This window comes from Microcoleus sp. T2B6, from assembly GCF_036700475.1.
In the GTDB taxonomy this organism is placed as follows: Bacteria; Cyanobacteriota; Cyanobacteriia; order Cyanobacteriales; family Microcoleaceae; genus Microcoleus.
The window spans coordinates 41,337-63,811 of record NZ_JAUBOZ010000043.1; the positions used below are offsets into that span (position 1 = coordinate 41,337).

27 protein-coding genes are annotated in these 22,475 nt (G+C 45.2%); 15 read left to right on the forward strand and 12 right to left on the reverse strand.

Features of this window, described 5'->3' with window-relative positions; translation table 11 throughout:
- The 5 genes from QUA00_RS19220 to QUA00_RS19240 all read right to left on the reverse strand — a co-directional run.
- Window positions 1-1,194, reverse strand: a 1,194-nt coding sequence (locus QUA00_RS19220) for a tetratricopeptide repeat protein (protein WP_333410819.1), incomplete at its 3' end; no start/stop codon positions are given.
- Between the two features lie 267 nt (window positions 1,195-1,461).
- On the reverse strand, window positions 1,462-1,833 hold the full coding sequence (locus tag QUA00_RS19225; RefSeq protein WP_333410820.1) for a hypothetical protein: 372 nt from the start codon (window positions 1,831-1,833) through the stop codon (window positions 1,462-1,464).
- 8 nt (window positions 1,834-1,841) lie between these two features.
- Window positions 1,842-2,048: a hypothetical protein gene (locus tag QUA00_RS19230; protein ID WP_333410821.1), complete on the reverse strand. Its 207-nt coding sequence runs from the start codon at window positions 2,046-2,048 to the stop codon at window positions 1,842-1,844.
- A 30-nt stretch (window positions 2,049-2,078) separates the two neighbouring features.
- Window positions 2,079-2,288 carry a ribbon-helix-helix domain-containing protein gene (locus QUA00_RS19235; RefSeq protein WP_333321970.1) on the reverse strand — a complete coding sequence of 70 codons (210 nt, stop codon included), beginning with the start codon at window positions 2,286-2,288 and terminating at the stop codon, window positions 2,079-2,081.
- Window positions 2,289-2,771: 483 nt separating this feature from the next.
- The gene (locus QUA00_RS19240) at window positions 2,772-3,887 is read right to left on the reverse strand and encodes an HlyD family efflux transporter periplasmic adaptor subunit (RefSeq protein WP_333410822.1); all 1,116 of its coding nucleotides are present in this window, start codon (window positions 3,885-3,887) and stop codon (window positions 2,772-2,774) included.
- A gap of 482 nt (window positions 3,888-4,369) precedes the next feature.
- Between QUA00_RS19240 and QUA00_RS19245 the strand changes: the two genes are divergently transcribed.
- The 5 genes from QUA00_RS19245 (at window position 4,370) to QUA00_RS19265 (ending at window position 8,086) form a co-directional block, all read left to right on the forward strand.
- Window positions 4,370-4,597 carry a secretion protein HlyD gene (locus QUA00_RS19245; RefSeq protein WP_333410823.1) on the forward strand — a complete coding sequence of 76 codons (228 nt, stop codon included), beginning with the start codon at window positions 4,370-4,372 and terminating at the stop codon, window positions 4,595-4,597.
- Between the two features lie 169 nt (window positions 4,598-4,766).
- On the forward strand, window positions 4,767-4,946 hold the full coding sequence (locus QUA00_RS19250; protein WP_333140946.1) for a hypothetical protein: 180 nt from the start codon (window positions 4,767-4,769) through the stop codon (window positions 4,944-4,946).
- 220 nt (window positions 4,947-5,166) lie between these two features.
- A complete protein-coding gene (locus QUA00_RS19255; protein WP_333410824.1) occupies window positions 5,167-5,391 on the forward strand; it encodes a secretion protein HlyD in 225 nt (74 codons plus the stop codon).
- Window positions 5,392-5,560: 169 nt separating this feature from the next.
- On the forward strand, window positions 5,561-5,740 hold the full coding sequence (locus QUA00_RS19260; RefSeq protein WP_333140949.1) for a hypothetical protein: 180 nt from the start codon (window positions 5,561-5,563) through the stop codon (window positions 5,738-5,740).
- Window positions 5,741-5,875: 135 nt separating this feature from the next.
- Entirely contained in the window at window positions 5,876-8,086 is a 2,211-nt protein-coding gene (locus QUA00_RS19265; protein ID WP_333140951.1) for a peptidase domain-containing ABC transporter, read from the forward strand.
- Window positions 8,087-8,418: 332 nt separating this feature from the next.
- On the opposite strand, the gene QUA00_RS19270 is transcribed toward QUA00_RS19265, so the two are convergent.
- On the reverse strand, window positions 8,419-8,811 hold the full coding sequence (locus QUA00_RS19270; RefSeq protein WP_333055475.1) for a Fur family transcriptional regulator: 393 nt from the start codon (window positions 8,809-8,811) through the stop codon (window positions 8,419-8,421).
- A gap of 143 nt (window positions 8,812-8,954) precedes the next feature.
- Between QUA00_RS19270 and purS the strand changes: the two genes are divergently transcribed.
- The 3 genes from purS (at window position 8,955) to QUA00_RS19285 (ending at window position 11,368) form a co-directional block, all read left to right on the forward strand.
- Window positions 8,955-9,239 carry a phosphoribosylformylglycinamidine synthase subunit PurS gene (purS, locus tag QUA00_RS19275; RefSeq protein WP_333055476.1) on the forward strand — a complete coding sequence of 95 codons (285 nt, stop codon included), beginning with the start codon at window positions 8,955-8,957 and terminating at the stop codon, window positions 9,237-9,239.
- Window positions 9,240-9,536: 297 nt separating this feature from the next.
- Complete coding sequence (gene purQ / locus QUA00_RS19280; protein WP_333140954.1) at window positions 9,537-10,238, forward strand: phosphoribosylformylglycinamidine synthase subunit PurQ; 702 nt, start codon at window positions 9,537-9,539, stop codon at window positions 10,236-10,238.
- Between the two features lie 326 nt (window positions 10,239-10,564).
- Complete coding sequence (locus QUA00_RS19285; RefSeq protein WP_333140956.1) at window positions 10,565-11,368, forward strand: DUF4058 family protein; 804 nt, start codon at window positions 10,565-10,567, stop codon at window positions 11,366-11,368.
- 101 nt (window positions 11,369-11,469) lie between these two features.
- Here QUA00_RS19285 and QUA00_RS19290 read toward each other — a convergent pair whose 3' ends face one another.
- Window positions 11,470-12,033 carry a hypothetical protein gene (locus tag QUA00_RS19290; RefSeq protein WP_333140958.1) on the reverse strand — a complete coding sequence of 188 codons (564 nt, stop codon included), beginning with the start codon at window positions 12,031-12,033 and terminating at the stop codon, window positions 11,470-11,472.
- 130 nt (window positions 12,034-12,163) lie between these two features.
- On the opposite strand from QUA00_RS19290, the gene QUA00_RS19295 reads away from it, so the two are divergent.
- The 5 genes from QUA00_RS19295 (at window position 12,164) to QUA00_RS19315 (ending at window position 16,091) form a co-directional block, all read left to right on the forward strand.
- On the forward strand, window positions 12,164-14,515 hold the full coding sequence (locus QUA00_RS19295) for a calcium-binding protein (protein ID WP_333140960.1): 2,352 nt from the start codon (window positions 12,164-12,166) through the stop codon (window positions 14,513-14,515).
- A gap of 207 nt (window positions 14,516-14,722) precedes the next feature.
- Window positions 14,723-14,935: a hypothetical protein gene (locus QUA00_RS19300; protein ID WP_333140962.1), complete on the forward strand. Its 213-nt coding sequence runs from the start codon at window positions 14,723-14,725 to the stop codon at window positions 14,933-14,935.
- 212 nt (window positions 14,936-15,147) lie between these two features.
- Complete coding sequence (locus QUA00_RS19305; RefSeq protein WP_333140964.1) at window positions 15,148-15,309, forward strand: hypothetical protein; 162 nt, start codon at window positions 15,148-15,150, stop codon at window positions 15,307-15,309.
- Window positions 15,310-15,351: 42 nt separating this feature from the next.
- Window positions 15,352-15,774 (forward strand): element excision factor XisH family protein, encoded by a 423-nt coding sequence (locus QUA00_RS19310; protein WP_333140978.1) that lies wholly within the window; start codon window positions 15,352-15,354, stop codon window positions 15,772-15,774.
- The gene (locus QUA00_RS19315; RefSeq protein ID WP_333109083.1) at window positions 15,762-16,091 is read left to right on the forward strand and encodes a XisI protein; all 330 of its coding nucleotides are present in this window, start codon (window positions 15,762-15,764) and stop codon (window positions 16,089-16,091) included. Before QUA00_RS19310 ends, QUA00_RS19315 begins: the two co-directional genes overlap by 13 nt.
- Window positions 16,092-16,106: 15 nt before the next feature.
- On the opposite strand, the gene QUA00_RS19320 is transcribed toward QUA00_RS19315, so the two are convergent.
- The 3 genes from QUA00_RS19320 to QUA00_RS19330 form a co-directional block, all read right to left on the reverse strand.
- Window positions 16,107-16,382: a hypothetical protein gene (locus QUA00_RS19320; protein ID WP_333140966.1), complete on the reverse strand. Its 276-nt coding sequence runs from the start codon at window positions 16,380-16,382 to the stop codon at window positions 16,107-16,109.
- A gap of 456 nt (window positions 16,383-16,838) precedes the next feature.
- Entirely contained in the window at window positions 16,839-17,117 is a 279-nt protein-coding gene (locus tag QUA00_RS19325) for a hypothetical protein (protein ID WP_333140968.1), read from the reverse strand.
- Window positions 17,118-17,183: 66 nt separating this feature from the next.
- Window positions 17,184-18,098, reverse strand: a complete 915-nt coding sequence (locus tag QUA00_RS19330; RefSeq protein ID WP_333410825.1) for a M23 family metallopeptidase — start codon at window positions 18,096-18,098, stop codon at window positions 17,184-17,186.
- A 313-nt stretch (window positions 18,099-18,411) separates the two neighbouring features.
- Between QUA00_RS19330 and QUA00_RS19335 the strand changes: the two genes are divergently transcribed.
- Window positions 18,412-19,632, forward strand: a complete 1,221-nt coding sequence (locus QUA00_RS19335) for an HhoA/HhoB/HtrA family serine endopeptidase (protein ID WP_333410826.1) — start codon at window positions 18,412-18,414, stop codon at window positions 19,630-19,632.
- A 304-nt stretch (window positions 19,633-19,936) separates the two neighbouring features.
- Here QUA00_RS19335 and QUA00_RS19340 read toward each other — a convergent pair whose 3' ends face one another.
- Both QUA00_RS19340 and scpB read right to left on the reverse strand, forming a co-directional pair.
- Window positions 19,937-20,284 carry a DUF760 domain-containing protein gene (locus QUA00_RS19340; protein ID WP_006635907.1) on the reverse strand — a complete coding sequence of 116 codons (348 nt, stop codon included), beginning with the start codon at window positions 20,282-20,284 and terminating at the stop codon, window positions 19,937-19,939.
- 42 nt (window positions 20,285-20,326) lie between these two features.
- A complete protein-coding gene (gene scpB / locus QUA00_RS19345) occupies window positions 20,327-20,842 on the reverse strand; it encodes an SMC-Scp complex subunit ScpB (protein ID WP_006635908.1) in 516 nt (171 codons plus the stop codon).
- An 888-nt stretch (window positions 20,843-21,730) separates the two neighbouring features.
- Between scpB and QUA00_RS19350 the strand changes: the two genes are divergently transcribed.
- Window positions 21,731-21,949, forward strand: coding sequence for a hypothetical protein (locus tag QUA00_RS19350; RefSeq protein WP_333140974.1), 219 nt, complete (start codon window positions 21,731-21,733; stop codon window positions 21,947-21,949).
- Window positions 21,950-22,475 lie beyond the last annotated feature (526 nt).

Below are 22,475 nucleotides of genomic sequence, written 5' to 3' on the forward strand. Positions count from 1 at the left end.
TCTGTCGCTGTAGGCATTCCCCAAATTATTTTGACTCCTTGCCCAATCTTCGGGAAATGCCTCGCGGGTGTAAATTTTTAATGATGCTTGATAAGCAGCGATCGTCCGTTCCAAATTCTCAGCTTTTTCCCCTCTGATTCTGTTGCGGTAAGCTTCCCCCAAATTATGTTGACTCCTTGCCCAATCTTCGGGAAATGCCTCGCGGGTGTAAATTTCTAATGATGCTTGATAAGCAGCGATCGTCCGTTCCAGATTCTCTGCTTTTTCCCCTCTGATTCTGTTGCTGTAGGCAGCACCCAAATTATTTTGACTGTTTGCCCAATTTTCGGGAAATGCCTCGCGGGTGTAAATTTCTAATGATGCCAGACAAGCTGCGATCGCCCTTTCGAGATTCTCTGCTTTTTCTCCTCTGATTCTGTTGTTGTAGGCATTCCCCAAATTATTTTGACTCCTTGCCCATTCAAAGGGAAATACTTCAGGGGTATAAATTTCTAATGATGCTAGAAAAGCAGCGATCGCCCGTTCCAGATTCTCTGCTTTTTCCCCTCTGATTCTGTATAAATAGGCAAGACCCAAATTATTTTGAGTCGTTGCCCATTCAAAGGGAAATACCTCGGGGTTATAAATTTCTAATGATGCTAGAAAAGCAGTGATCGCCCGTTCCAGATTCTCTGCTTCTTCCCCTCTGATTCTGTCGCTGTAGGCAGCACCCAAATTATTTTGAGTCGTTGCCCATTCAAAGGGAAACGCTTCGTGGGTGTAAATTGTTAATGATGCTAGAAAAGCAGCGATCGCCCGTTCCAGATTCTCAGCTTTTTCCCCTTTTATTCTGTATAAGTAAGCAATGCCTAGGCTATTTTGAAACATCGCCCACTTTTCTGAGTAGTCTTCGCGAATAACAATAGTTAATCCGCTCTCCAGACAAGCAATCATTATCTCTAAATTACTTGCCCGACTGCCTTGCCGCAGGTTATAAAAGCTAATACCCAAGTCGTGTAAAATATTCGCAAGATTGTAGGCTATTTCTGCATCTAAGGTTGCCACAGTTTGTGTAGCCCATTCTCGCAAAAACTGGGCAAAATTATCATCTATTAATTCTAGGTTAGCTTGCAGGATGGGGATTTGTTCTTTGCTGGGACAAGTGAGGAGAGAATCAATCAGATTGAGATAAGCTTGGCGGCGCGCTTCATTCATTGCTGACAACCCATGTTTTTAGTATTTTACATTTTGAGTGAGACGATATCCGGAGAGTTGCTCGAAGTGCGATCACAATTCAGTTAAAATGGTCTTGAGTTTATCGTTGATTTTCATATTTGCGATCGATGTTATGTATTTAATAAGACTCGGCGGTTGAAACCGCGTCTTGTAAAATAAAATAAGACTCGGCGGTTGAAACCGCGTCTACACAAACAAAGTCCGCCTTCGCGGACTTAAGATGATTAATTAGAAAAGTTGAGATTTTTACCCAATTTCAGCGGGTTGCAAAATCTCATTTACGGGTTTTCCTCGTTTTAATTCCACCCATTTAGATTCAACGGGTTCGTAAGCGCAATAACATACGGCGATGCCCAGGTTTGTGCTGCTAGAAGAGAATTCGTGAATACTCTTAACAATCCAGTTTCCATCTCGACCGTGGGTGATTCCGTTGCCAGGATCTTCGAGGTTTGCATATTCTCGCACGTGATCGCCGATTTGAGGCAATTTCCCCGAACAATCCCACTCTTCTGCCAGAATGTCGGTCAAGCCACCATTCGGAATTAGCTTTCGATCTCTCCAGCCTTCCGCACTCATAGATTCAGTTTTGTAAACAATCCATGTTTCTTTTTTGGTCATAAATTACCTCAGTCTTGGTTGTCGGGCCAGAGGTCTTGAAAAGAAGTCTGTTCGCCGTAAAAGACGCAATCGACTTCGAGGGGCAAATCTTTGTTTATTTTGATTTGCTTGAGTTTCCAATCGTATCGGCGTTCCATTTCCCGGCACTTCTCCGGGTCAGTAGCGCTGTGTATGTTTTCTGGTTCTGACGGTTCTTGTTCTGCTAGGTTTGTCACTGTTTTCAATACTAGACACCTGTTTATCTATTAGCTAGTGCCTCCTTTTCCCGCTTGCTCTTGCTGGATGAGCGGGTTTTGGTTTGGGTGGCTGTCCCGCTTTCCTTGAACTGCGGCAGTAACAATTCGCTCTACCAGATTGCTCATAGTACGTCCTTCCTCCTTGGCCCATACCGTTAAGTCGTCTCTAACGTCCTCATCCAAAACGAAATTAATTCTAGGTCGCCTGTACTTCCCCATTGGTTGCCAGTTGGTTAGTGGTTAGTTACCAGCTTATGACGTTAGATTAACTTTTGGAGTAGTGGATCGAGATAGTTGACAGTGGCATCTACTACAATCTACAATATACCTACGATCGCCAAATGTCAAACAAAGAACAAATAAAAGTAAGGTGCGTCAGTCGGTAAAACTGAGATTTTGCACCCTTCTCAAGAACGGGCTTCTAGCCCGTTCCACAAAAATTCAATTTTCTTGTGGGGAGTAGGGGTTGGGCCGGAGAGCCCGCCCGTAAGGGACTTATTAAGAATGGTGCAAGATATCAGTAAAACCCAAATTTTTCGGGCTAATCTTAAGACTGACGCACCATACAGGCTAATGACTAATAACTACAGGACTTACGCATAAATACCAAAGAAACCGGGTTTTTGGCCGTTTTTGCGATGTAACGCGTATTCTCGCAAAAAAACCCGGTTTCTGACCACCCGTGCGTAAGTTATGAAAAAATTACCAATCTGTCAGCAACCTTGCTTTCCGCAAAACAAATGTCAGAACTGTTTCTTCGCCGGTAATAATATCGGCTCTGCCTTCCATTCCCGATTGAATAGAATACTGGCGGGGGACATTAGCCTGGGGAGTTCCGAAGAATTGGCCGTTGGCGGATTTGAGTTTTGTTAAATAAGTTTGTTCGGGCTTAATTGCCACTTCGTAATAAGCTGTACCTAAATTATTAGTGGGATTTTGAGGGGCGATCGCATCTGGGGCGATTTCGCTGACAGTTCCTTTTAATGTGCCGTAATCGGGGAAAGGCAAAGCTGAAATCCTGATCTGTACGGGTTGGCCGATTTGGATGCGGGCGATGTCTTGGGATGTCACCTTGGCTTTGACTACCAGGGGTACGTCGCTGGGGACGATTTGGGCGATCGCGCTGCCGGCTTGTACGGTTTGACCAGTATTTCGTACTTCCAATCTGAGAATTGTACCATCAGCGGGCGCGCGGATCACGCTATTTTCGAGTTTTAAGTCAATTTGATTTAGTTCTTTTTTAGCTTGAATCAATTGTTGTTGAAGAGACGATCGCTTAACGAGCAAAACCCGCCGACTTCTGCCCAGTCTTTCGGCGACATCTGGCAGCGATGTGGCAAATTTTACTAAAGCGGCTTCGATTAATTCCTGTTGGGCGGAAGTTTCACTTTGGATGTTTTTAAATTGGGCGCTGGCCAAAATTTGATTTTCTAAGTCGCGCAGTTGCTGGTTGATTTGCTGTGCTGCTGTTTGAGACTGATTAATTATTTCTTGTAACTGCTTTTTTTGGTCGCCCAAACGCGAAGCGTCTACAACTGCGATCGCATCTCCTTCTTTTATTGTCTGATTTTCGCTGACAGCAATGCTTTCGACGGTTCCTTCGGTTGCTGCTTGCACGACGCGCACTTCTCCGGCTGGACGGACGATCGCATCTGCTTTGACTGTAGCGCTGTATTTGGTGACGCTAGCGAGGGCGATCGCCCCGCCAAAGGTCGCCACCATCAAAATGCCCCCCAAAGTCGTCCAGCGGCTGACAGGGGGCAAAAACTGGTCGTTATCAAAGGTTTCAGTGGGTGTGGCTTCGGGAGTGAGAGACATGGCGGCAAGGGGGAGAGGGGAATAGTTTGGAGTTTTGAGTTTTGAGTTGGGGGAGAGGGAGAGCTCAATCGCTGATTTCTTTTGTCACTTTTACGATCGGCTTTCCGGAAACCAAGCATAGGTTTAGAAGTCTAAATCAAAATTCACAGGGTAAAGGTAAAAATCCGCACAGCTTTGCCGTTCCCACCCACAAACTTCGCCAAATATCAAGAGGAGTGAAGCCAGCGGGCCACTGTCATTCAATTTTAGATTTTAGATTTTAGATTTTGGATTGACTTGCGCGAGATAAATGCGGGGGCAATAAGTGATTTTCGATTTTAGATTTTGGATTGATTCCACGGATAAATCACGTGGCGGGTACCACCTTTGAAATTCGTGGTCATGAAATACGGCGTTTCCGCAAAGAGTTTTGGCACTGTTACCGGGTTTTTCCTGTATGCGTAGGTAGTAAGTAAGTACATAGGTATTAATAGGAGTTATTTATGTCAGAAAATCAACAAGGTTCACTCTTCATTGAACTAACCGATGGAGAATCTGCTACTGTCAACGGTGGCAGTATTACCAGCAGTGTTAGTGGTGCTAAAAGCAACAGCGAGAGGGATAACAGCAGTGGCTATGACCTGAATATGCTGTTTTTCCTGCCGCAGCCTAGCCAGCTTTATCTGTACGATCCGAGCCGCGCTCGCACTTACAAAACCCTAGTGGTTTAGATAGCTGAGTCAAGTTGTGCGATCGAGTAAATTTTCAAAATTTATCGGTAATATTCCGGAAGCCGCACAGCACTACCAGAAGTATTAGTCAGTATTTACACGAGGCTCTAGAAATTAAATAATATTTCTAGTTCCCCTTCAATTTTATTAACTTAAACGGAGTCAAATCATGCAAGAAACAAAGGACAATTCACTGTTTGCTGAACTCACCCCTGAAGAATCAGCTAGCGTCAACGGCGGTCACTATACTAATCGATACAATTGTCAGCGGCAGCGGCGCAGTTGGGTCGTGTACCGCCGGAATTGCGACGGTTCATACAGAAGAGTAGTCCGCTACGCCTACTACTAAAATTTAGTGCTAGTCTATTCAGATATATAACTGTGGAATCGAGAAAGCACCCATAACTTTAGGGGTGCTTTTTGCTGATTGGGTACTCGGTGAAGAGTAATGTTCATTAGGCTCTACTCATTATTTATTTTGCCAAATGTTAAAGAACATTCCTTTTATCCGAGAAATGCCATTATTCGGACAAGTCAACAGGTTTATGAAATATCAGTAGGAGTTCTTTATGTCCGAAAATCAACAACATTCACTCTTCACCGAACTAACCGATCGAGAATCTGCTACTGTCAGCGGTGGCAGGATTACCAGCGGTGTCAGTGGCGCTAACAGCAACAGCGAGACTGATAACAGCAGCTATGGCCTGAATATGCTGTTTTTCCTGCCGCAGCCTAGCCAGCTTTATCTGTACGATCCTCGCCGCGCTCGCCCTTACAAAACCCTAGTGGTTTAGATAGCTGAGTCAAGTTGTGCTATCGAGTAAACTTTCAAAATTTATCGGTAATATTCCGGAAGCCGCACAGCACTACCAGAAGTATTAGTCAGTATTTACACGAGGCTCTAGAAATTAAATAATATTTCTAGTTTCCCTTCAATTTTATTAACTTAAACGGAGTCAAATCATGCAAGAAACAAAGGACGATTCACTGTTTGCTGAACTCACCCCTGAAGAATCAGCTAGCGTCAACGGCGGTCACTATACTAATCGATACAATTGTCAGCGGCAGCGGCGCAGTTGGGTCGTGTACCGCCGGAATTGCGACGGTTCATACAGAAGAGTAGTCCGCTACGCCTACTACTAAAGTTTAGTGCTAGTCTATTCAGATATATAACTGTGGAATCGAGAAAGCACCCATAACTTTATGGGTGCTTTTTGCTGATTTGGTAGTTGGTGATGAGTAATCTTATTTATGCTCTACCATTATTCATTTTGCAAAATGTTAAAGAACTTCCCTTTGATCGGCAAAATGCCATTATTCGGACAAGTTAACAGGTTTAAGAAATATCAGGTTGTTCTCCAGCAGAGCGAAGAAGATTGCGGGGCGGCTTGTTTGGCTTCGATCACCAAATTTTACGGACAGAATTTTACAATTAGCCGCTTGCGAGAATTTGCCGGCACTGGGCAACAAGGGACGAGTTTACTGGGCTTGAAACAAGGAGCTGAGGCGATCGGCTTTAATGCTCGATCCGTGCGAGCCGCGGCTGCTATTTTAGACAAGCTCGATGATGCCCCTCTACCGATGATTATTCACTGGAGCGGCTATCACTGGGTTGTTTTGTACGGAAAACAGGGCAACAAATATGCGATCGGCGATCCAGCCGTCGGTATGCGCTATGTTTCTAAAGCAGAATTAGCAGCAGCTTGGACAGATTGGCTGTGCTTGCTAGTAGAACCCGATGCGGAGCGGTTTTTTGCGGCCGCAGAGGGTCAACCGCCCGCCAATTCCTTACAAAAATGGATGCGCCGGATTGGGATTTATCGCCCGATTTTAATGGAAGCATTTTTGCTGAATGTGGTGTTGGGTTTGCTGTCGATTTCTTCGCCTTTTCTCGTTCAACTGCTCACTGACGACATCCTGGTGCGGGGCGACAGACAACTCCTGGCGAGTGTGGCGATCGCAGTTATAGTTATGAACCTTTTTAGCAGCAGTTTAGGATTGGTAGAGTCGAACTTAATTGCTCAGTTTTCCCAGCGTTTAGAATTGGGATTGGTGATGGAATTCGCGCGCAAATTCCTGCGATTGCCTTTGAGCTTTTACGAAACCAGACGCAGTGGCGAAATTGTCAGTAGATTACAAGATATCCAAGAAATCAATAAATTAGTTTCTCAAGTCGCTATCAGCTTGCCTAGTCAATTTTTTATCGCTGTAGTTTCTTTTATTTTTATGTTATTTTACAGCAAGGAACTGACTTTAGCAGCTACAGCTATAGCTCTGTTAATGACTGCCTCTACAGTGGTATTTTTGCCCGTATTGCAGCAAAAAACGCGCAGTTTATTTGTGCTGGAAGCAGAAACTCAAGGCGTTTTAGTAGAAACTTTTAAAGGCGCGCTGACTGTCAAAACTACTAGCAGCGGTCAGCAACTTTGGGAAGAATTTCAAACCCGCTTCGGTCGCTTAGCCAAGCTCACTTTTCGCACTACACAGATTGGCATTCTCAACAATATATTTTCAGGTTTTGTTGCCTCTGCTGGCAGCATTACTCTGCTGTGGCTTGGTAGCGGTTTGGTGATTGACAAGGTATTGAGTATAGGTCAGTTGCTAGCGTTTATTAGCATGAATCAAAACGTTACTACTTGGGTGAATTCGCTAGTAGGATTTACTGATGAAATGACTCGCGTGCAGACAGCAACTCAACGGCTGTCGGAAGTCATTGATGCTGAACCGGAAACTAAAGACGATACGAATAAACCTTTTGTAACTATTCAGGGGCGCGACGGTATTGTTTGCAAGAGTGTTAATTTTCACTACCCCGGCAGACTTGATTTGCTGGAAAATTTTTCTGTCACCTTTCCCGGCGGTCAAGCAATTGCTTTAATTGGTTATTCTGGCTGCGGAAAAAGTACGCTAGCAAAAGTAATTGCTGGTCTGTACCCGCTGCAATCTGGTAATATTAGAATTGGCGATTACAACTTGCAGGATTTGTCTCTCGACAGTCTCAGACAGCAGGTGGTTCTTGTACCCCAAGAAGCGCATTTTTGGAGCCGTTCGATTATGGAAAATTTTCGATTGGGCAGTCCAGATATCAGCTTTGAACAGATTGTGAAAGCTTGCAAAATTGCGGGGGCGGATGAATTTATCAGCCAATTGCCTGATAAATATCAAACAGTTTTAGGGGAGTTTGGAGCGAATATTTCTGGCGGACAAAGACAAAGATTGGCGATCGCCCGCGCCATTCTCAACAACCCACCAGTATTGATTTTAGACGAATCTACCGCAGGGCTTGACCCCGCAAGCGAAGCGGAAGTCTTAGAAAATTTGTTGATGTATCGACACGGGAAAACGACGATTTTTATCAGTCACAGGCCGCGAGTGATCGATCGCGCCGATTGGATTATCATGTTAGAACGCGGCAGGTTGAAAATGCAAGGCTCGGCTGCAAAATTGCGATCGATTCCAGGAGACCATTTAGAGTTTTTGCATCCTTGAGCTAGTTAATAAAACGACAGGTTGAAATCTGTCGCTACACAAACAAAACCCGCCTGCGCGGTTGGACACCGAGTCAATCGATTTTAGATTTTAGATTTTAGATTTTAGATTGAAGCATTGACCCCACGGATAAATACGTTCGGCAAGTTTCATCGGAGACACGTTTTTTATTTCTGGGTCCTGAGTCTGCTTTCGGAATGAATCCGGGGGCTTTTATCCTGGAGGCTTTCGGTCAACAGTCAACAGTCAACAGTCAACAGTCAACACTCAACACTCAACAATCATTTCACTCGTGCAACCGGAATTGATATCACTCATGACTAATAACTTCTCTAAGATTCTTGAGCCAAAGTACATCGATCGCACAATCCAAAAAACTCCAAAGTGTGATAATAAATTTTGAAAGAATGAGATTGTTGTAGTTGGCTTTCTAAGTGGTGGACGGGGCATTCGTCGATCGTAATTGACGCGCCACATTCCAGACAAGTTAGGTGATGTTGATCTTGGTGGGCGGCACCGTAGAGAGACTCACCACTAGCAAGCGTTCTGACGTGAACGAACCCCTCTCGCTTTAAACCGTCGAGGGAGCGGTAAACTGTTGCTAGGCCCATGCTTTGGTCGCTGTTACGCAGTTCTAAGTAGATATCTTGTGCTGAGAGCGATCGATTCAAGTGCTTGAGCAAGTGTAAAATACGCTCCTGACTGCGGGTGCGGTTGGTTCTCATAATTTTTTTGTGTAATCTGCTAGAGTCAAATCAGTCCCTGTTTCTAGGCTATCTTACTTGGGCGAACCAAAGGGCGATCGGCGCGCAGCTCGGTTGTAGAATACAATGGGGCTAACTTTCACATCACCTACCGCAACATTCCCGTGACTCAGAAATATCTTGCCCAAATCTATGTTACCCTCCGCCCTTCTGTTTTAGATCCCGCCGGCACAGCCGTACAGTCTGGTTTGCAACACATGGGATACGACAATGTTGAGCGTGTGCGAATCGGGAAATACGTTGAATTGACGCTGACTGCTGCTGGTGAGTCCCAGGCCCGCGAACAACTCGATCGCGTTTGCGACCAACTTTTGGCCAATCCAGTGATTGAAAATTATCGCTTTGATTTGACTGAAATTCCTGTTGCTGTGGAGACAGCGGCGGCATAAATGCGATCGCCCCTAGCTCTTCGATCCCCCCTAACCCCCCTTAATAAGGGGGGGACAAGAGGGTTCTGAAAGTCTTTGCTAAAAAGCGGGGACAAGAGCATTCACAGTCTTCGTTAAAAAGCGGGGATTCGGAACACTCAAAGTCCCCCTTCTTAAGGGGGATTTAGGGGGATCGAGACTTAGATACAAGCGAGAGAAACATAAGATTTCAGTCTTAAGTTTACACCTCTTCCCTCTTCCTTCTTCCTTCTTCCTTCTTCCTTCTTCCTTCTTCCCTCTTCCTTCTTCCTTCAGCTTATGAAATTTGGAGTTATTGTTTTTCCGGGTTCAAATTGCGATCGCGATGTGGTGTGGGTGACTCAAGGGTTACTGCACCAACCAACTCGCATGATTTGGCACGAAGATACCGATATTTCGGATATTGATATCATTGTAATTCCCGGTGGTTTCAGTTATGGAGATTATTTGCGGTGCGGCGCGATCGCCCGTTTTTCTCCGGCGATGCGGGCTACTGCGGAACACGCGAAACAGGGCAAACTTGTACTGGGTATTTGCAACGGTTTTCAGGTGTTGACTGAAGCTGGTTTGTTGCCCGGTGCTCTGGTGCGGAATGCGGGATTGAATTTTATTTGCGATCGCGCTTCTTTGAAAGTCGAACGCGGTAATACTCGTTGGACTGCGGCTTATACTATGGGTGAAATCATCGATTTGCCGATCGCCCACGGTGAAGGCAACTATTATGCTGATGCGGATACATTAGCAGAACTAGAAGAGCACAAGCAAGTGTTGTTTCGCTACTGCACTCCGGCGGGCAAAATTAGCGATGCTGGGAATCCCAACGGTTCATTAAATAATATTGCCGGTATTTGCAATCGGGCGGGCAATGTGTTAGGAATGATGCCGCATCCAGAACGGGCATCCGATCCGATGTTGGGCGAAACTGATGGGGTGAAATTGTTTCAAGGGTTGTTGATGGCAAGTGTTGCTGCTGTTTTGTAGTTGATATTTGGGGTGTCTATGATTTTAGGAACAGGCAAGATGCCTGTTCCACAAAAAATTAAATTTATTGTGGGGTGGGCCGGAAAGCCCGCTTTTTGCAACAGGCAAGATGCCTGTTCCACAACAGATTAAATTCATCTACAAATAGACATCTCCAATAATTACTGTGGAACAGGCAGGATGCCTGTTCTTGACAAGCTTTAACTGGTTCCCAGGCTCAGCCTGGGAACCTATATCCAGAGGATCTGCCTCGCTTTAAAGCGACGCACCTACCAAATTAAAAATGCTAAAATGATTTGAGAGTCAATACATCGGAGAACAGTCCTATGCCTTCACCCTTTCCTGGAATGGATCCCTACTTAGAACACCCCGATTTCTGGCAGGAAACTCATCATTGGTTAATTTCTGCGATCGCGGCATCCTTAGTCCCTCAAATTCGCCCTAAATATGAGGTTGCAATCGACAAACGAATCTATGAAATTACCGATCCAAATGAAAGTAACGACGAGTCCCTTTTAGTAGGTATCCCCGATGTCGCGATTAAGCGTCAATCTAATAACCCGAATATTCCTACAGGTTCAGTTGCCACTTTAACTGTAACACTTCCGACTACCGTCAAAGTGCCTGCTCCTGAAAAAATTAAACAGACTTACCTGGAAGTGCGAGAAATGGCAACGAAACAAGTTGTCACCGCAATTGAAATTCTTTCTCCTGTCAACAAACGTAGTGGAGAAGGAAGAATTACTTATCTCAAAAAACGCCAGAGTATTTTAGGCAGCTTAACCAATTTAGTCGAAATCGATTTACTACGAAAATGGGAATCTATGCCCATTCTTAATAACTCTATTCAAAGCGATTATCGGGTTTTGGTCAGTCCCAGTAATCGCCGTCCGTTTGCCGAACTTTATGCTTTTAATCTCCGCGATTCTCTACCTATATTTCCGCTTCCCTTGCGCGAGGAAGATGTAGAACCTATTGTTAATTTACCAGAAATATTTGCAGGTATTTACGATCGCGCTGGCTATGATTATCGGATCGATTACGATCGAGAACCCGTACCGTCTCTATCGGAAGAAGATCGGGTTTGGGCTACCCAACTTTTGCAAGAAAAAGAACTTCGAGATAATTAATTATATTTTACTTTATATCGTAGGGTGCGTCGCGATCGACAATCTCTAAATCAACTTGAAAATCTCCCAGCGACGCACCCTACAAATATCTCGCATCTTAGCTATGATAATTCACGCAATATTGTTTCTATCGTCACATCTGGCAGACCAAGCAACTGAGCGATTTGGGATGGTTCGATACCTTGACTGTGCAACTTACAAACGACATCAGCAACATCAATTTCGAGTCGTTCGATCTGAGTTTTGAATCTGGATTCAGTGGCGTATTTGTTGTCAGATTTGCTAGGCAAAGAAGGACAGGGGTTGAGGTTGAGGGTGTGGACGTATTCGACGTATTGAATATAATCTCTGCCGAAGTTTGAGGTATTGCTAATATTTCTGCGATCGATCGCAGCTTTGAGATTGCCTTTTTGCATCTCTTCATCCATCACTGCGGAGAGACTTTTGAGTAGCTTGTAGCCGACTTCTCGGACGTATTTTGTAGTGTAGCGGGTGTCGCGGGCGATCGTTTCGTAGGTTTTGCCATCATACATTCCCTGCAACACTAACTGCTGTAGCGTGTTGAGATGTTTACCTGTTTTTTCAAATATTAGACCATCGACCAATTTCAGCAATTCGTTATCGTCAGGGACGGCTTGCAACGGGCGATCGTCGTTGGGCTGCATGGGTTAAGTGAAGAAATATAAAGTTAAGGAAACTTCGGGCTTTTTCAGTCTTTTTCGGGCTTTTTCAGCCATGACATAGATGAGACAGGTGAGGTAGATTTCTTAAATCACCAACACAAAGCAACAGTATATGCCTGACAATTTAGCTTTGCTGGACAAGAACGATGACATATTGAACGGTAGCAGCGCCACGAATCAAGCGGATTGCGGCTGTGGCTCGAAAAAAGCCACGACTCAAGAGACGGTATCGAATGCTCAGAATATCTTTAGCTTGGGAAGCAACGATACGCTAGAAAGTTCGATCGCGCCAGACTTTTTGAATGGTAACACGGGAAATGACTTTATCTCCGGTAGTGTTGATGGGGATATCGGGCGATCGGCTTCTCAAGTCGGCATTGGCTCACTTTCGAGCGATGGTAGTGCTTACATTTTAACTGAGGGAAGCGACACATTTACGATCGCGATCGGTTTGCTGGATACCCTTTTAGGTGGTTTGCGGGGTTTAGGCGGTGCGGATTCGATTACGGGTTCGGAATCTGGGGATATCGTCTATGGCGACGAAGGAAATGACCGAATTGAGGGCCTCGGTGGTGCTGATTTGCTCTACGGCGGCTTGGGAAACGATTTTCTCAGTGGCGGTGCGGGCCAAAATGGTCTCCTTGGCGGTGATGGTGCAGATACTTTGCAGGGTGGTGAAAGTGCCGATGGTGTCAACGGAAACGCAGGTAATGACGTAATCTTCGGTGGAGGTGGAGACGACTTTTTGCGGGGTGGTCGCGGTAACGATATTGTGAATGGGGAAGATGGCGATGACTTCCTGATTGGCGATTTGGGCAACGATACCCTGACTGGTGGTGCGGGTCAAGATGTGTTTTTTCTGCGCTCTGAGGCGGCTTTAGGCTCTCCTACGTTTGACTTAATCACCGACTTTCAAAGAACGATCGATTTCATCGGACTTAGTACAAATCTTAAGGAATCCGATATTGTTTTAGAGTCGAAATTGCAGCCTTCGGGTGGTTCGGCTGTGGATATTAAGGTGGCTGCAACAGGGGCTTTGTTAGGTACTGTTTTGGGAGTTACACCAGATGATTTAAGAGGTCGTTTCAGACTTTATGATGTGGAACCAGATCGTCCTGAAGATAGAGTCACCATTAATTTACCGGAAGTAAAAAAGCTCTCTGACAACAGATTTCAGATGGAGTTTCCGGCGAGTGATGGTAGCAAATATATCACTGTTATTCAAGATGATGCTGACGGACGTTTCGTAGAATCAGTTATATTCGTACCCAATCGTACAACTGGTGTTCGTGGTAGTACAACGCTCTTTAATCGAGATGGTAGAAGCGCTGATATCACGCTTGAAGGCTCTAATGAAACGGCGCGAGTTGAGTATCAACAAAGTCAAGAAACTGGAAAGCCGGATCAAGGTGTTATATCGTGGCTTAAGGATGGTCAGGTTATTGACAAAGTAAATTTTCCTCTGCCAATCGAGCCAACTCCAATACCTACTCCTAAACCACCAGTTACTCCTCCGACCGTTGGTCAACCAGATTTTGCGAAAGCTTGTCAGTCGGTTAAAGACTTCTGTGAAGGAACTGCAAAACTGGCTAAAGTGGTTGATTTTGCTGCTAACGTTGCATTAGTTACTGGTATATTGTTTGCTGTTCCTAGTGGAGGACTTAGCCTATCACTTGACGTTATTGGCGCAGAATTGAAGGCAGCGTCTGTTGGATTTAAAGTCCTTGACTACAGTTGCAAACTTCTTACAGGTAGCGATAAAGACCTTGGTGATGCGGTAATTGACGAATTGACTGGGATAGGAATTGAGAAAGCTCTCAAATCAGCAGGACTTGCAGAAGACTTAGAAAATGCTGTAGGAGGTACTTTAGATTTAGCTTCATCTACTAAGGATCTCACTGATTTATTTTTTGGGGAAGAGAAGCCGACAGAACCTTCTAAAACCAACTTTTTGCCTCAGTTCCGAAAGTTTCTTGCTGATAAGACGGGTATTCCATTTGACTTTTGCGATAAACCTGCGACTACTCCTGTAACACCTCCACCAACTTGTTCGGAGCAAGTCTTTAAGGCAGAAGTCATCCCTTCAGTTCTCAATTATGGACAAACGGCAGAAGTCAAAGTTACCTACTGCGATCCACAAAACAAACTAAACAACATACTCGTAGAACTTAGGACAAGAAGTGGTGAAATACAAACCAAAAACATTCCCGTTTCCTCTTCGAGTGGCACGGTAAGTTTCGAGATCCGAAATAAGTCAAACGCTTTTGGGGACTGTGATGATCTTGGTTTTGCGGCTACTGGTAGGCCAGGAATATCGGGTAGTGTTGTCATTACAGGTATAAGAGACAACGCTAATGGATTCGCTTCATTCGGGGCTCTGCCTGACTTTTTTCTCACTGGTGGATTAACCCAGATCCCTACTCAATTCGACAGTAGAGCGGTGTGTGGTGTGGAGTTGGTTTAAGGGCGATCGGGTTTGTTGTGGATGGGCGATCGGATTTTTGGGTTGATGGGCGATCGGGTTTTTTGTCGATCGGGCGATCGAATTTGATTTGTTAGTCCGTTAGTTAGTCCGCGCCAGGGGCTAGTTGGTTCGTTGCCGAGTCCGCCAGGGGTTGAAACCCCTGTCTCATAGCGAAAGTCCTCTGAAAGAGGACTGAAGAGTTAATTGATGTGTATCGGTTTCATGCGAATTTTCAGTCGGTTTCAACCGACTTTAGCTATGAGACGGGGGTTTCAACCCCCGGCGGGCTGTGTCACAAAGCAGACAAATTTTCAGTCGGTTTCAGGGCGATCGAATGTGAGAGAAATGTGCGATCGAATTTTTGTGTTGATTGCGGCGATCGAATTTTTGGGTTTTTGGGCGATCGGGTTTTTGAGTTGATGGGCGATCTAATTTGAAATCCTCGGCGGTTGAAATCCCGGCGGTTAGAAACCGCGTCTACACAAACGATGTCCGCCTACGCGGACGAAGAGGGTATTCGGAGATTGAAAATCATCGGGTGAAATCTTCAACCCGCCTTCGCGGGTTTTGTCTGTGTAGACGCGGTTTCAACCGCCGGGTTTTTGGGGTTTCAACCGCCTGGTTTTTGGTTTATGGGCGAGCGGGTTTTTTGTGGAGGGGCGATCGAATTTGAGAGAAATGTGCGATCGGGTTTTTGGGTTTATGTGCGATGGGATTTTTTGGCTTTATGGGCGATCGGGTTTTTTGTTGATCTGGCGATCGGGTTTTTTGTTGATCCGGCGATCGGGTTTTAATGATTGGTATAAAATAGAGAGTGAGAGCAATGAAGTGTGTAAATACCTGCTAAAGATGTTTTTCACGATACTGTCAAAGCTGCCTTACAAAAAGATGGATGGATAGTTATCCGTGAAAACTTTCGGGTGCAAGTCGATGACGAAGGTTTAGCAATGTTTATCGATTTGACCGCAGAAAAGTTAATCAGTGCAGAAAAAGCAGGTCGAAAAATAGCTGTGGAAGTCAAGAGCTTTCGAGAGCGATCGGATTTCTACCAGTTTCATGCAGCCCTCGGTCAATTTCTCAACTGTCGAGCGGCATTGAGAGATATTATGCCAGATTTGATTGTGTACTTAGCAGTTCCTTTAGAAACCTACAATGAATTATTTAGGTTAAAATTCATTCAAGGACGTGTGGAAGAATACGATATCAAGCTGATTATTTTTCGTCCCGATTCGGAGGAAATTGTCTTATGGAGAAATTAAACTATACTGAAGCGATCGACAAAATTCTGAACAACTTCTCAGACATGGTTGTACGAGAAGGAACAGAAGTTAAAATTATTCGCGATCGCGAAAGCGGTAATTACCTGGTTATTCTCGCAGGCTGGAACGACCAATTAAGAGTCTACGGCGTTTCAGTTCACATTGAGCTTAAAGATGATAAAATCTGGATTCAACAGGATAGGACAGATACAGGAATAGCTGAAGAATTGGTCGAATTCGGAGTCCCAAAAACTGATATCGTACTTGCTTTTAAGTCTGGTTTTACTAGAAAGTTTACCGAATACGCTGTTAGTTAAATGATTCATTCGGCGCTAGGGATGATCCTCATAGATACCAGCACGACTCACCGCAAAATCCGATACCCTAGGGACATTTACTCCCATGTTTTGAATGAACTCATCAGCCAATTCATCTAAAAGTATTTCAAACTCGCAATCGCTGATTTCTGCATCAGAATCACTTACGGTTGATAACAGGCTCGGCGCTGACTTCCAAGTTAGGAAATCAACAAAATTAAGAACAACTTCTCGTTGCGGTTTACCTAAATAACGCAGCTTACTTACAATGCTTTCAATTACAGCTTCCATACATTTATAGTTGAGCTTTAATTGTGATTAATTTCAGGGAATTATAGCAAAACTATCAAATTTTGTCAAATTTACCCAACTGCGGGAGAATGGGAAGGGATCTCGGCTTTTTGAGAAACGGGCGATCAGGTTTTTGTGTTGATTGGGGCGATCGGGTTTTTTGTGGATGGGCGATCGAATTTGAGAGAAATGTGCGATCGAATTTGATTTGTTAGTCCGTTAGTTTGTCCGCGCAGGGAAAGCCAGTTGGTTTGTCCGCGAGTCCGCCAGGGAATGAATTCCCTGTCTCATAGCGAAAGTCCTCTGAAAGAGGACTGAAGAGTTAGTTGATGCCTATCGGTTTGAGGCGAATCTTTAGTCGGTTTCAACCGACTTTAGCTATGAGACGGGGGTTTCAACCCCCGGCGGGCCGTGCTTTAGCTATGAGACGGGGGTTTCAACCCCCGGCGGGCTGTGTCACAAAGCACACAAATTTTCAGTCGGTTTCAGGGCGATCGAATTTGAGAGAAATGTGCGATCGGGCAATAAGTTGTTCACCAATAAGTGATTAATGGAAACCCGATTAGTGCGATCGTTACTTGTTTCTCGGATTCTATCAGGTTCAAAAAGATTGTGAGTAAAATAAACGGGGTTTGCGTCAGTTGTTTTTGTAAGTGAGTCTGGTAAAATGTTGGTAACATATTTTTTGCGATCGGCAATCGTGTAATAATTCTGCTGCCTATCTTTTTTTACCACAACACAGCTCAATCCTTACCCCGTCTGGATTTGGGGCGGGTTGTCACCCCCAGCACACTAACAATCCTATTTTTTAATAGTCGCTTGCAAATAAAGCAGCGGGTCTTCAGCAACCCAACCCAAACCCGAATTGTACCGAACTTCAAAATGCAAATGAGATGGCGTAATGTCCCGTTTTCCCGTCGTCCCCACAGTTCCCAAAACTTCTCCAGACTGCACTTTTTGACCGACTTTTACCGCAATATCTTTCAAATGAGCGTAGCGCGTTTGCTTCCCCGCTTCATGGTTCACCACCACTAAATTCCCGTAATCCCCCTGCGGCCCGGCAAAGGCGACAGTCCCTTCGCCCGCCGCCAAAACCTGCGTACCCTCCGACGCCAAAAAATCTACGCCGCTGTGGAAAAAAAATTCGCGCCGCGCCGGATGCAATTGCCGCCCGTAACGCAAAGCTTCCACTGCTGGCGCGGGCAGCGGAAATCCTTGCACCGATGGCGTTGCATCGGGATTGATAGAAGGCCCGATCGACCTATTCACCGCAGGCACAAACACCGTTTTCCCCAAAGGCCTGCACCCATTCGCCTCAAATAGCAAATCTGCGCGCACTTTGTAAGCTTCTGCCAGTTTTTGCCAATTCCAGCCTGCAGGCACTTCTACCTCGATGCCACTGTACGGAGGAATGACGATCGCACTTCCAGCAGATACTCCACCGCCCCGCAACATCGGATTTATCCCGATCAGCGCCCCAGGAATCACATTGTACTGCCGCGCGATGCTTTCTATTGTTTCGCCCTGGGCCACCGTGTGGCGGCGCAACCGAGACATAGCCGGACTCGGGCAATCGCGTGCGGGGTCGGGGTTTTCTACAGGTGCACCTGAAGGAAGATTTGCAGGTGGGATTTCGGTATTTGCCGCCGTTTTCTCAACGGGTGCGATCGACCAAATTAGTGCAAAAATCAGCGGAAATAAGGGTTTAAAAGTCATTATGTACATAAAAAAGTATTCATTTCGGACAGTTGACAATTTTAAAATCCTGTAAAATTGCATATTTACAAGCTCTAGCCACCCCCCAGACTGTAAATCCCAGGCTAAGCCAAGTTAGGATGAGAATTATTAGTTTGAGTCGCTCTTGGCAAATCCGGCAAAATTGCCTGTGATGCAAATGGGCGCCTGCCTGTTAACAGCTATGTTCTTGAGGAAGCGGTACGCCCCGCCCCGCTTCCTTCCCGTCGCCAAGACAAAAAAGCTTGATTCGGAACCTGTCTGCGGGGATGAGGTATTTAGCGGGAGTTATTAAATGAGTTTATCTTTTAAGCAAGCGACCCTTTATGTGACTCTGCTGTCAATCGGCGGAGGTATGGGATGGTTGGGAAATCGCTATCTGCAAGGCTCAAACAATCTGGAAACCGGATTGGTTTTGCCAGTAGTACGCCAGCAAATCCCCCCCTATCCCTCTCCTCCAGTTCTGGAAAATCGGGCGGTCGATCGCAGCAATCCCAATTTTATTGCTGAAGCAGCCGAAAAAGTCGGCCCGGCTGTAGTGCGGATTGACGCATCCAGCAAGGTGGCGAATCAAGTGCCGGAAGCTTTCAAAAATCCTTTGTTTCGTCGGTTTTTTGGGGAGAATTTGCCGCAGCCGGAAGAACGAGTCAAGAGAGGTACCGGTTCCGGGTTTATTCTCACTTCTGACGGCCGCATCGTTACTAATGCTCACGTTGTCTCCGGGACGGATACTGTCAAGGTGACGCTCAAAGACGGCCGCGAGTTTGAGGGTAAGGTGCAGGGAGTCGATCCGCTGACGGATGTGGCTGTGGTTAAAATTAATGCTAAGGAACTGCCGCAGGTGGCTTTGGGTCGATCGGACAATATTGTACCGGGACAGTGGGCGATCGCCATCGGCAATCCTTTAGGTCTCGACAATACCGTGACTGTGGGCATTATCAGCGCTACGGGTCGATCGAGTTCTCAAGTCGGCATCCCCGACAAGCGAGTTCGCTTCATCCAAACCGATGCTGCCATCAACCCCGGCAATTCTGGTGGCCCCCTGCTCAATGACCAAGGGGAAGTAATTGGCATCAATACCGCCATTCGCGCCGACGCTCAGGGCTTGGGATTTGCAATTCCGATCGAAACCGCCAAACGAGTTTCCGATCAGTTATTCGCCAAAGGTAAAGCCGAACATCCCTATCTCGGCATTCAAATGGTCAGCTTAACTGCCGCCACCAAGGCAGAACTCAACAAACAGCTCGATAATAATAAAATTACCCTCGATCAAGGCGTAGCCGTGGCGCGAGTCGTGGAAAATTCCCCCGCTCAAAAAGCCGACTTGCGCCCCGGAGATGTCATTCAAAAAGTTGACGGAATTGCGGTTAACACTCCCGGTGACGTGCAAGAACGGGTGGAAAACACTGCTGTGGGCAAAGAACTCGAACTGGAAATTAACCGTGTGGGTCAAGTTCAGAATATAAAAGTACGTCCGGGTGCTTTTCCCCTATCGGGTAGCTCCGCCGGTGGGTAATACCATTTGAGATTTTCGATTACAAAATTGGGAATGACTTACGGGATAAGGATTTGGAGCTTACCTACAGTTGCTTTCTTTTGGGAAACTGCTATTAGTTGCAAACGGTGGAGGATGAAAGATAAATCTCATGCTTTATAGTCCTGGATGCAACAACCGGGTTTTTTACCAAAATCCTTCGTGTAGGGCGAGGGATACCCGGTTAACAGCCCGGTTTCTTAATTCCCTGTGCCTCCATGATTCAGGATTATGGATTTTTCTGAACAACTTTCATCTTTCTGGCTTCCCCAACCCCTTGATTTTTTTACTTGTCTTTGGGCGAGTTTGGTTGAATCGAGCTGGTGCTTGCTAAATTTTCTTCTAGGTGCATCCTCTGCTCCATTTGCCTCAAAAAATAGCCTGTCATCATCGCTGAAGCTAGCAAACCTGCTAAGTTTTCGCGGTCAGTGGTAATTTCGACGTTAAAATTTTCTGAAGGCAAAACGCCGACCAGTCCTTGAACGTTATGAGAGATAATTTCTCTGATGTCGGGGCTGACGGACTTGGCGACGCGGGCTAGAACCTCCGGGGATTGGTGTTGGAGGTACTTCAGCAGTGGATTGACTGCGGTTTGTTGAGCATTGGATGTGTCAAAGTCAGGGTGAAAAACCATTTGGCGATTCTTAATTTCTGGCTGGTTACATTCTACTTCAAACTACTCATCATTGCTTGGGTACAAATTTGCCTGAAAGTCAATTTGCAATTGTTTTGGCAGTTGGTCTACTTGAAAGTACCGATGAAATTTCTCGGTAACTTGTAACCAATACGACCGTCCCTCAGCCGGCCGCCGTTTGCGGACGAAACCCATTTCTACAAGTTCCTGCACTTGTTGGTAAGCTCCTGAACCTCGCAAGTTAACTAAATCTGGCTGAGCGATGCCGCCTTTGAGGGCGATCGCAGCCAGCGTCCGCAAAGCTCCCACACCTAATTCTGGAGGTATTAAAGTTTGCATTAAACTGGCAAACTCTTCTCTGAGTTGCAGGCTGTATCCTGTGGGGGTTTCGACGACTTCTAATGCACTGTCGCGGTGGGACGAGTCAGACATGAGTTCGATGATGGCGTCTTCGGCTTCGGCTCGATCGCACTTGGCAATCTCGGCAATTTCTGCGATCGACACTGGCTGACCTTTTAGGTAAAGTATGGCTTCTATTGTTGTGGCTAAGCGAGTCATTTGGGAATTAGTAATTAGGAATGGGGACGTTGAAAGAAGAAGGAATAAGCAAAAAAGAAGAAGGAATCAGGAAAACAACAGTTATCCGTATTTCCGTAACTTCCGTGTCGTGAAGAATGAGAGTTAGGAATAAACATTCCCCTTACACAAATTATTAATAGTGTAGGTTAGGTTGAGAAACAAAACCTACACTATTAATTTTCTTTTTTTATATCAATCCGAGACGCAGGAATATATAACGTTTCTAGCTCTCCTGAGCTTATGGTAAAATATATCAACCAATACAGATGACGGGGCTAGTACCGATTTTTGGTAAAAAAAATATGGGGTCAGTCTTGTTAAGAAGCCCCATCAGTTAAAAATGTTACCTCAATCATACCAAATTTGTTTCCAACACCAGCTCAAAAACACCGAATACTTGACTGTGACTATTTTAGTTTTTCTGCTCCCAACCCATAAACAAGTGAGTATTGAGTTATTGGCGAAATTGATGCCATACCCAATCATGTTTGAGAGCAGACGACGTTCTATTCAACGGTTTCTCAAGCTACCTATCCTCAAGATAGAAAAGCTTTGGTTTCATCTGCTTAAATATATCTGGAGAACTCAATTTAAAAAGAAACAAGAGTTGAAGGTCGCCATTGATAGAACGCAGTGGCGAGATAAAAATATGTTGATGATTAGCCTGATTGGGGACAAGAGAGCTTTACCGTTGTAGTAGCAGATATTGCCTTCGCTGTGCCTGTAGCAACATCCGAGAACAACAAAGCTTAATCTGCCCCATTCTTGGTCTGCTAAAAAAATATAAAATGGTCCTTTTAGGAAACGCCTGAATTTGCAAGCGTTAAGCTGGCAAGTGGGCTGTGTGAAAATAACATAAGGTTTGTTTTGAGAGTAAAACAGGGACGCTATATTCAAGAAGAAGGAGAGGAATTTAAGCGGTTGAGTGAGTGTGGTTTAGTAGCAGGTACGAGCTTTTATGTGACAGGAGTTAAAATCAGCAGCAAGGATTTGGCTGTTTTGATGTCGCTGGTTATGGGCAACGAAAATATCGAAATAGTGGCGAAGATGAAGACTGGTATTTACTCACCAATATCGCGAAATTGAAACAAGCTGTAACAGCGTTTAAATGTCGCAGTGGTATCGAAGCAATGTTTAAGGATTGTAAAACAGGAGGCTATAATCTTGAAAAAAGTTACCCTGGTGACGACCGCCTCAAAACTTTAATATTATAAAACTTTAATATTTTTAATAGCTTTAGCTTATAGTTGCTTATAGTTGTGCGATTTTACAAGGACACAAGCTCAAGCTTATGGGAATTCCTACATACATCGGTCGCCTTACGGTCGTCGAGGCGATCGCAACGCCGTCATAGTAGCTTTTGAATTGGATTATACGGTCAATCGTGGGCGCAGCGAAGCGGAGGGAGTAGGGAGGGAGCTTTGCCATGCACCCATTGCGGAATTGATGAAAATTAGACGCAATCATATCCTCTTCCCTCAGATTAGCAACCCGGACTTCTAACAACGGAAAAAGGAATAGTATCCCAGTGATGCCAGTGCGTCTGTGTAGAGACGGAAAAAAAATAAGGGTAAAAAACCCTGAAGACTGCAGAGAATTAAGTCATCATCAT

What these genes read in the sequence shown, in the direction of transcription:
- QUA00_RS19315 (WP_333109083.1), top strand. Translation starts at nt 15,762, where the DNA reads ATGGAGAAATTAAACTATACTGAAGCGATCGACAAAATTCTGAACAAC.
- purQ (WP_333140954.1), top strand. Translation starts at nt 9,537, where the DNA reads ATGAAATTTGGAGTTATTGTTTTTCCGGGTTCAAATTGCGATCGCGAT.
- QUA00_RS19255 (WP_333410824.1), top strand. Translation starts at nt 5,167, where the DNA reads ATGTCCGAAAATCAACAACATTCACTCTTCACCGAACTAACCGATCGA.
- QUA00_RS19340 (WP_006635907.1), bottom strand. Translation starts at nt 20,284, where the DNA reads ATGGTTTTTCACCCTGACTTTGACACATCCAATGCTCAACAAACCGCA.
- QUA00_RS19320 (WP_333140966.1), bottom strand. Translation starts at nt 16,382, where the DNA reads ATGGAAGCTGTAATTGAAAGCATTGTAAGTAAGCTGCGTTATTTAGGT.
- QUA00_RS19265 (WP_333140951.1), top strand. Translation starts at nt 5,876, where the DNA reads ATGTTAAAGAACTTCCCTTTGATCGGCAAAATGCCATTATTCGGACAA.
- QUA00_RS19295 (WP_333140960.1), top strand. Translation starts at nt 12,164, where the DNA reads ATGCCTGACAATTTAGCTTTGCTGGACAAGAACGATGACATATTGAAC.
- QUA00_RS19330 (WP_333410825.1), bottom strand. Translation starts at nt 18,098, where the DNA reads ATGACTTTTAAACCCTTATTTCCGCTGATTTTTGCACTAATTTGGTCG.
- QUA00_RS19305 (WP_333140964.1), top strand. Translation starts at nt 15,148, where the DNA reads ATGGGCGAGCGGGTTTTTTGTGGAGGGGCGATCGAATTTGAGAGAAAT.
- QUA00_RS19260 (WP_333140949.1), top strand. Translation starts at nt 5,561, where the DNA reads ATGCAAGAAACAAAGGACGATTCACTGTTTGCTGAACTCACCCCTGAA.
- QUA00_RS19250 (WP_333140946.1), top strand. Translation starts at nt 4,767, where the DNA reads ATGCAAGAAACAAAGGACAATTCACTGTTTGCTGAACTCACCCCTGAA.
- QUA00_RS19285 (WP_333140956.1), top strand. Translation starts at nt 10,565, where the DNA reads ATGCCTTCACCCTTTCCTGGAATGGATCCCTACTTAGAACACCCCGAT.
- QUA00_RS19225 (WP_333410820.1), bottom strand. Translation starts at nt 1,833, where the DNA reads ATGACCAAAAAAGAAACATGGATTGTTTACAAAACTGAATCTATGAGT.
- QUA00_RS19290 (WP_333140958.1), bottom strand. Translation starts at nt 12,033, where the DNA reads ATGCAGCCCAACGACGATCGCCCGTTGCAAGCCGTCCCTGACGATAAC.
- QUA00_RS19335 (WP_333410826.1), top strand. Translation starts at nt 18,412, where the DNA reads ATGAGTTTATCTTTTAAGCAAGCGACCCTTTATGTGACTCTGCTGTCA.
- QUA00_RS19245 (WP_333410823.1), top strand. Translation starts at nt 4,370, where the DNA reads ATGTCAGAAAATCAACAAGGTTCACTCTTCATTGAACTAACCGATGGA.
- QUA00_RS19235 (WP_333321970.1), bottom strand. Translation starts at nt 2,288, where the DNA reads ATGGGGAAGTACAGGCGACCTAGAATTAATTTCGTTTTGGATGAGGAC.
- QUA00_RS19270 (WP_333055475.1), bottom strand. Translation starts at nt 8,811, where the DNA reads ATGAGAACCAACCGCACCCGCAGTCAGGAGCGTATTTTACACTTGCTC.
- QUA00_RS19240 (WP_333410822.1), bottom strand. Translation starts at nt 3,887, where the DNA reads ATGTCTCTCACTCCCGAAGCCACACCCACTGAAACCTTTGATAACGAC.
- QUA00_RS19300 (WP_333140962.1), top strand. Translation starts at nt 14,723, where the DNA reads ATGTGTATCGGTTTCATGCGAATTTTCAGTCGGTTTCAACCGACTTTA.
- scpB (WP_006635908.1), bottom strand. Translation starts at nt 20,842, where the DNA reads ATGACTCGCTTAGCCACAACAATAGAAGCCATACTTTACCTAAAAGGT.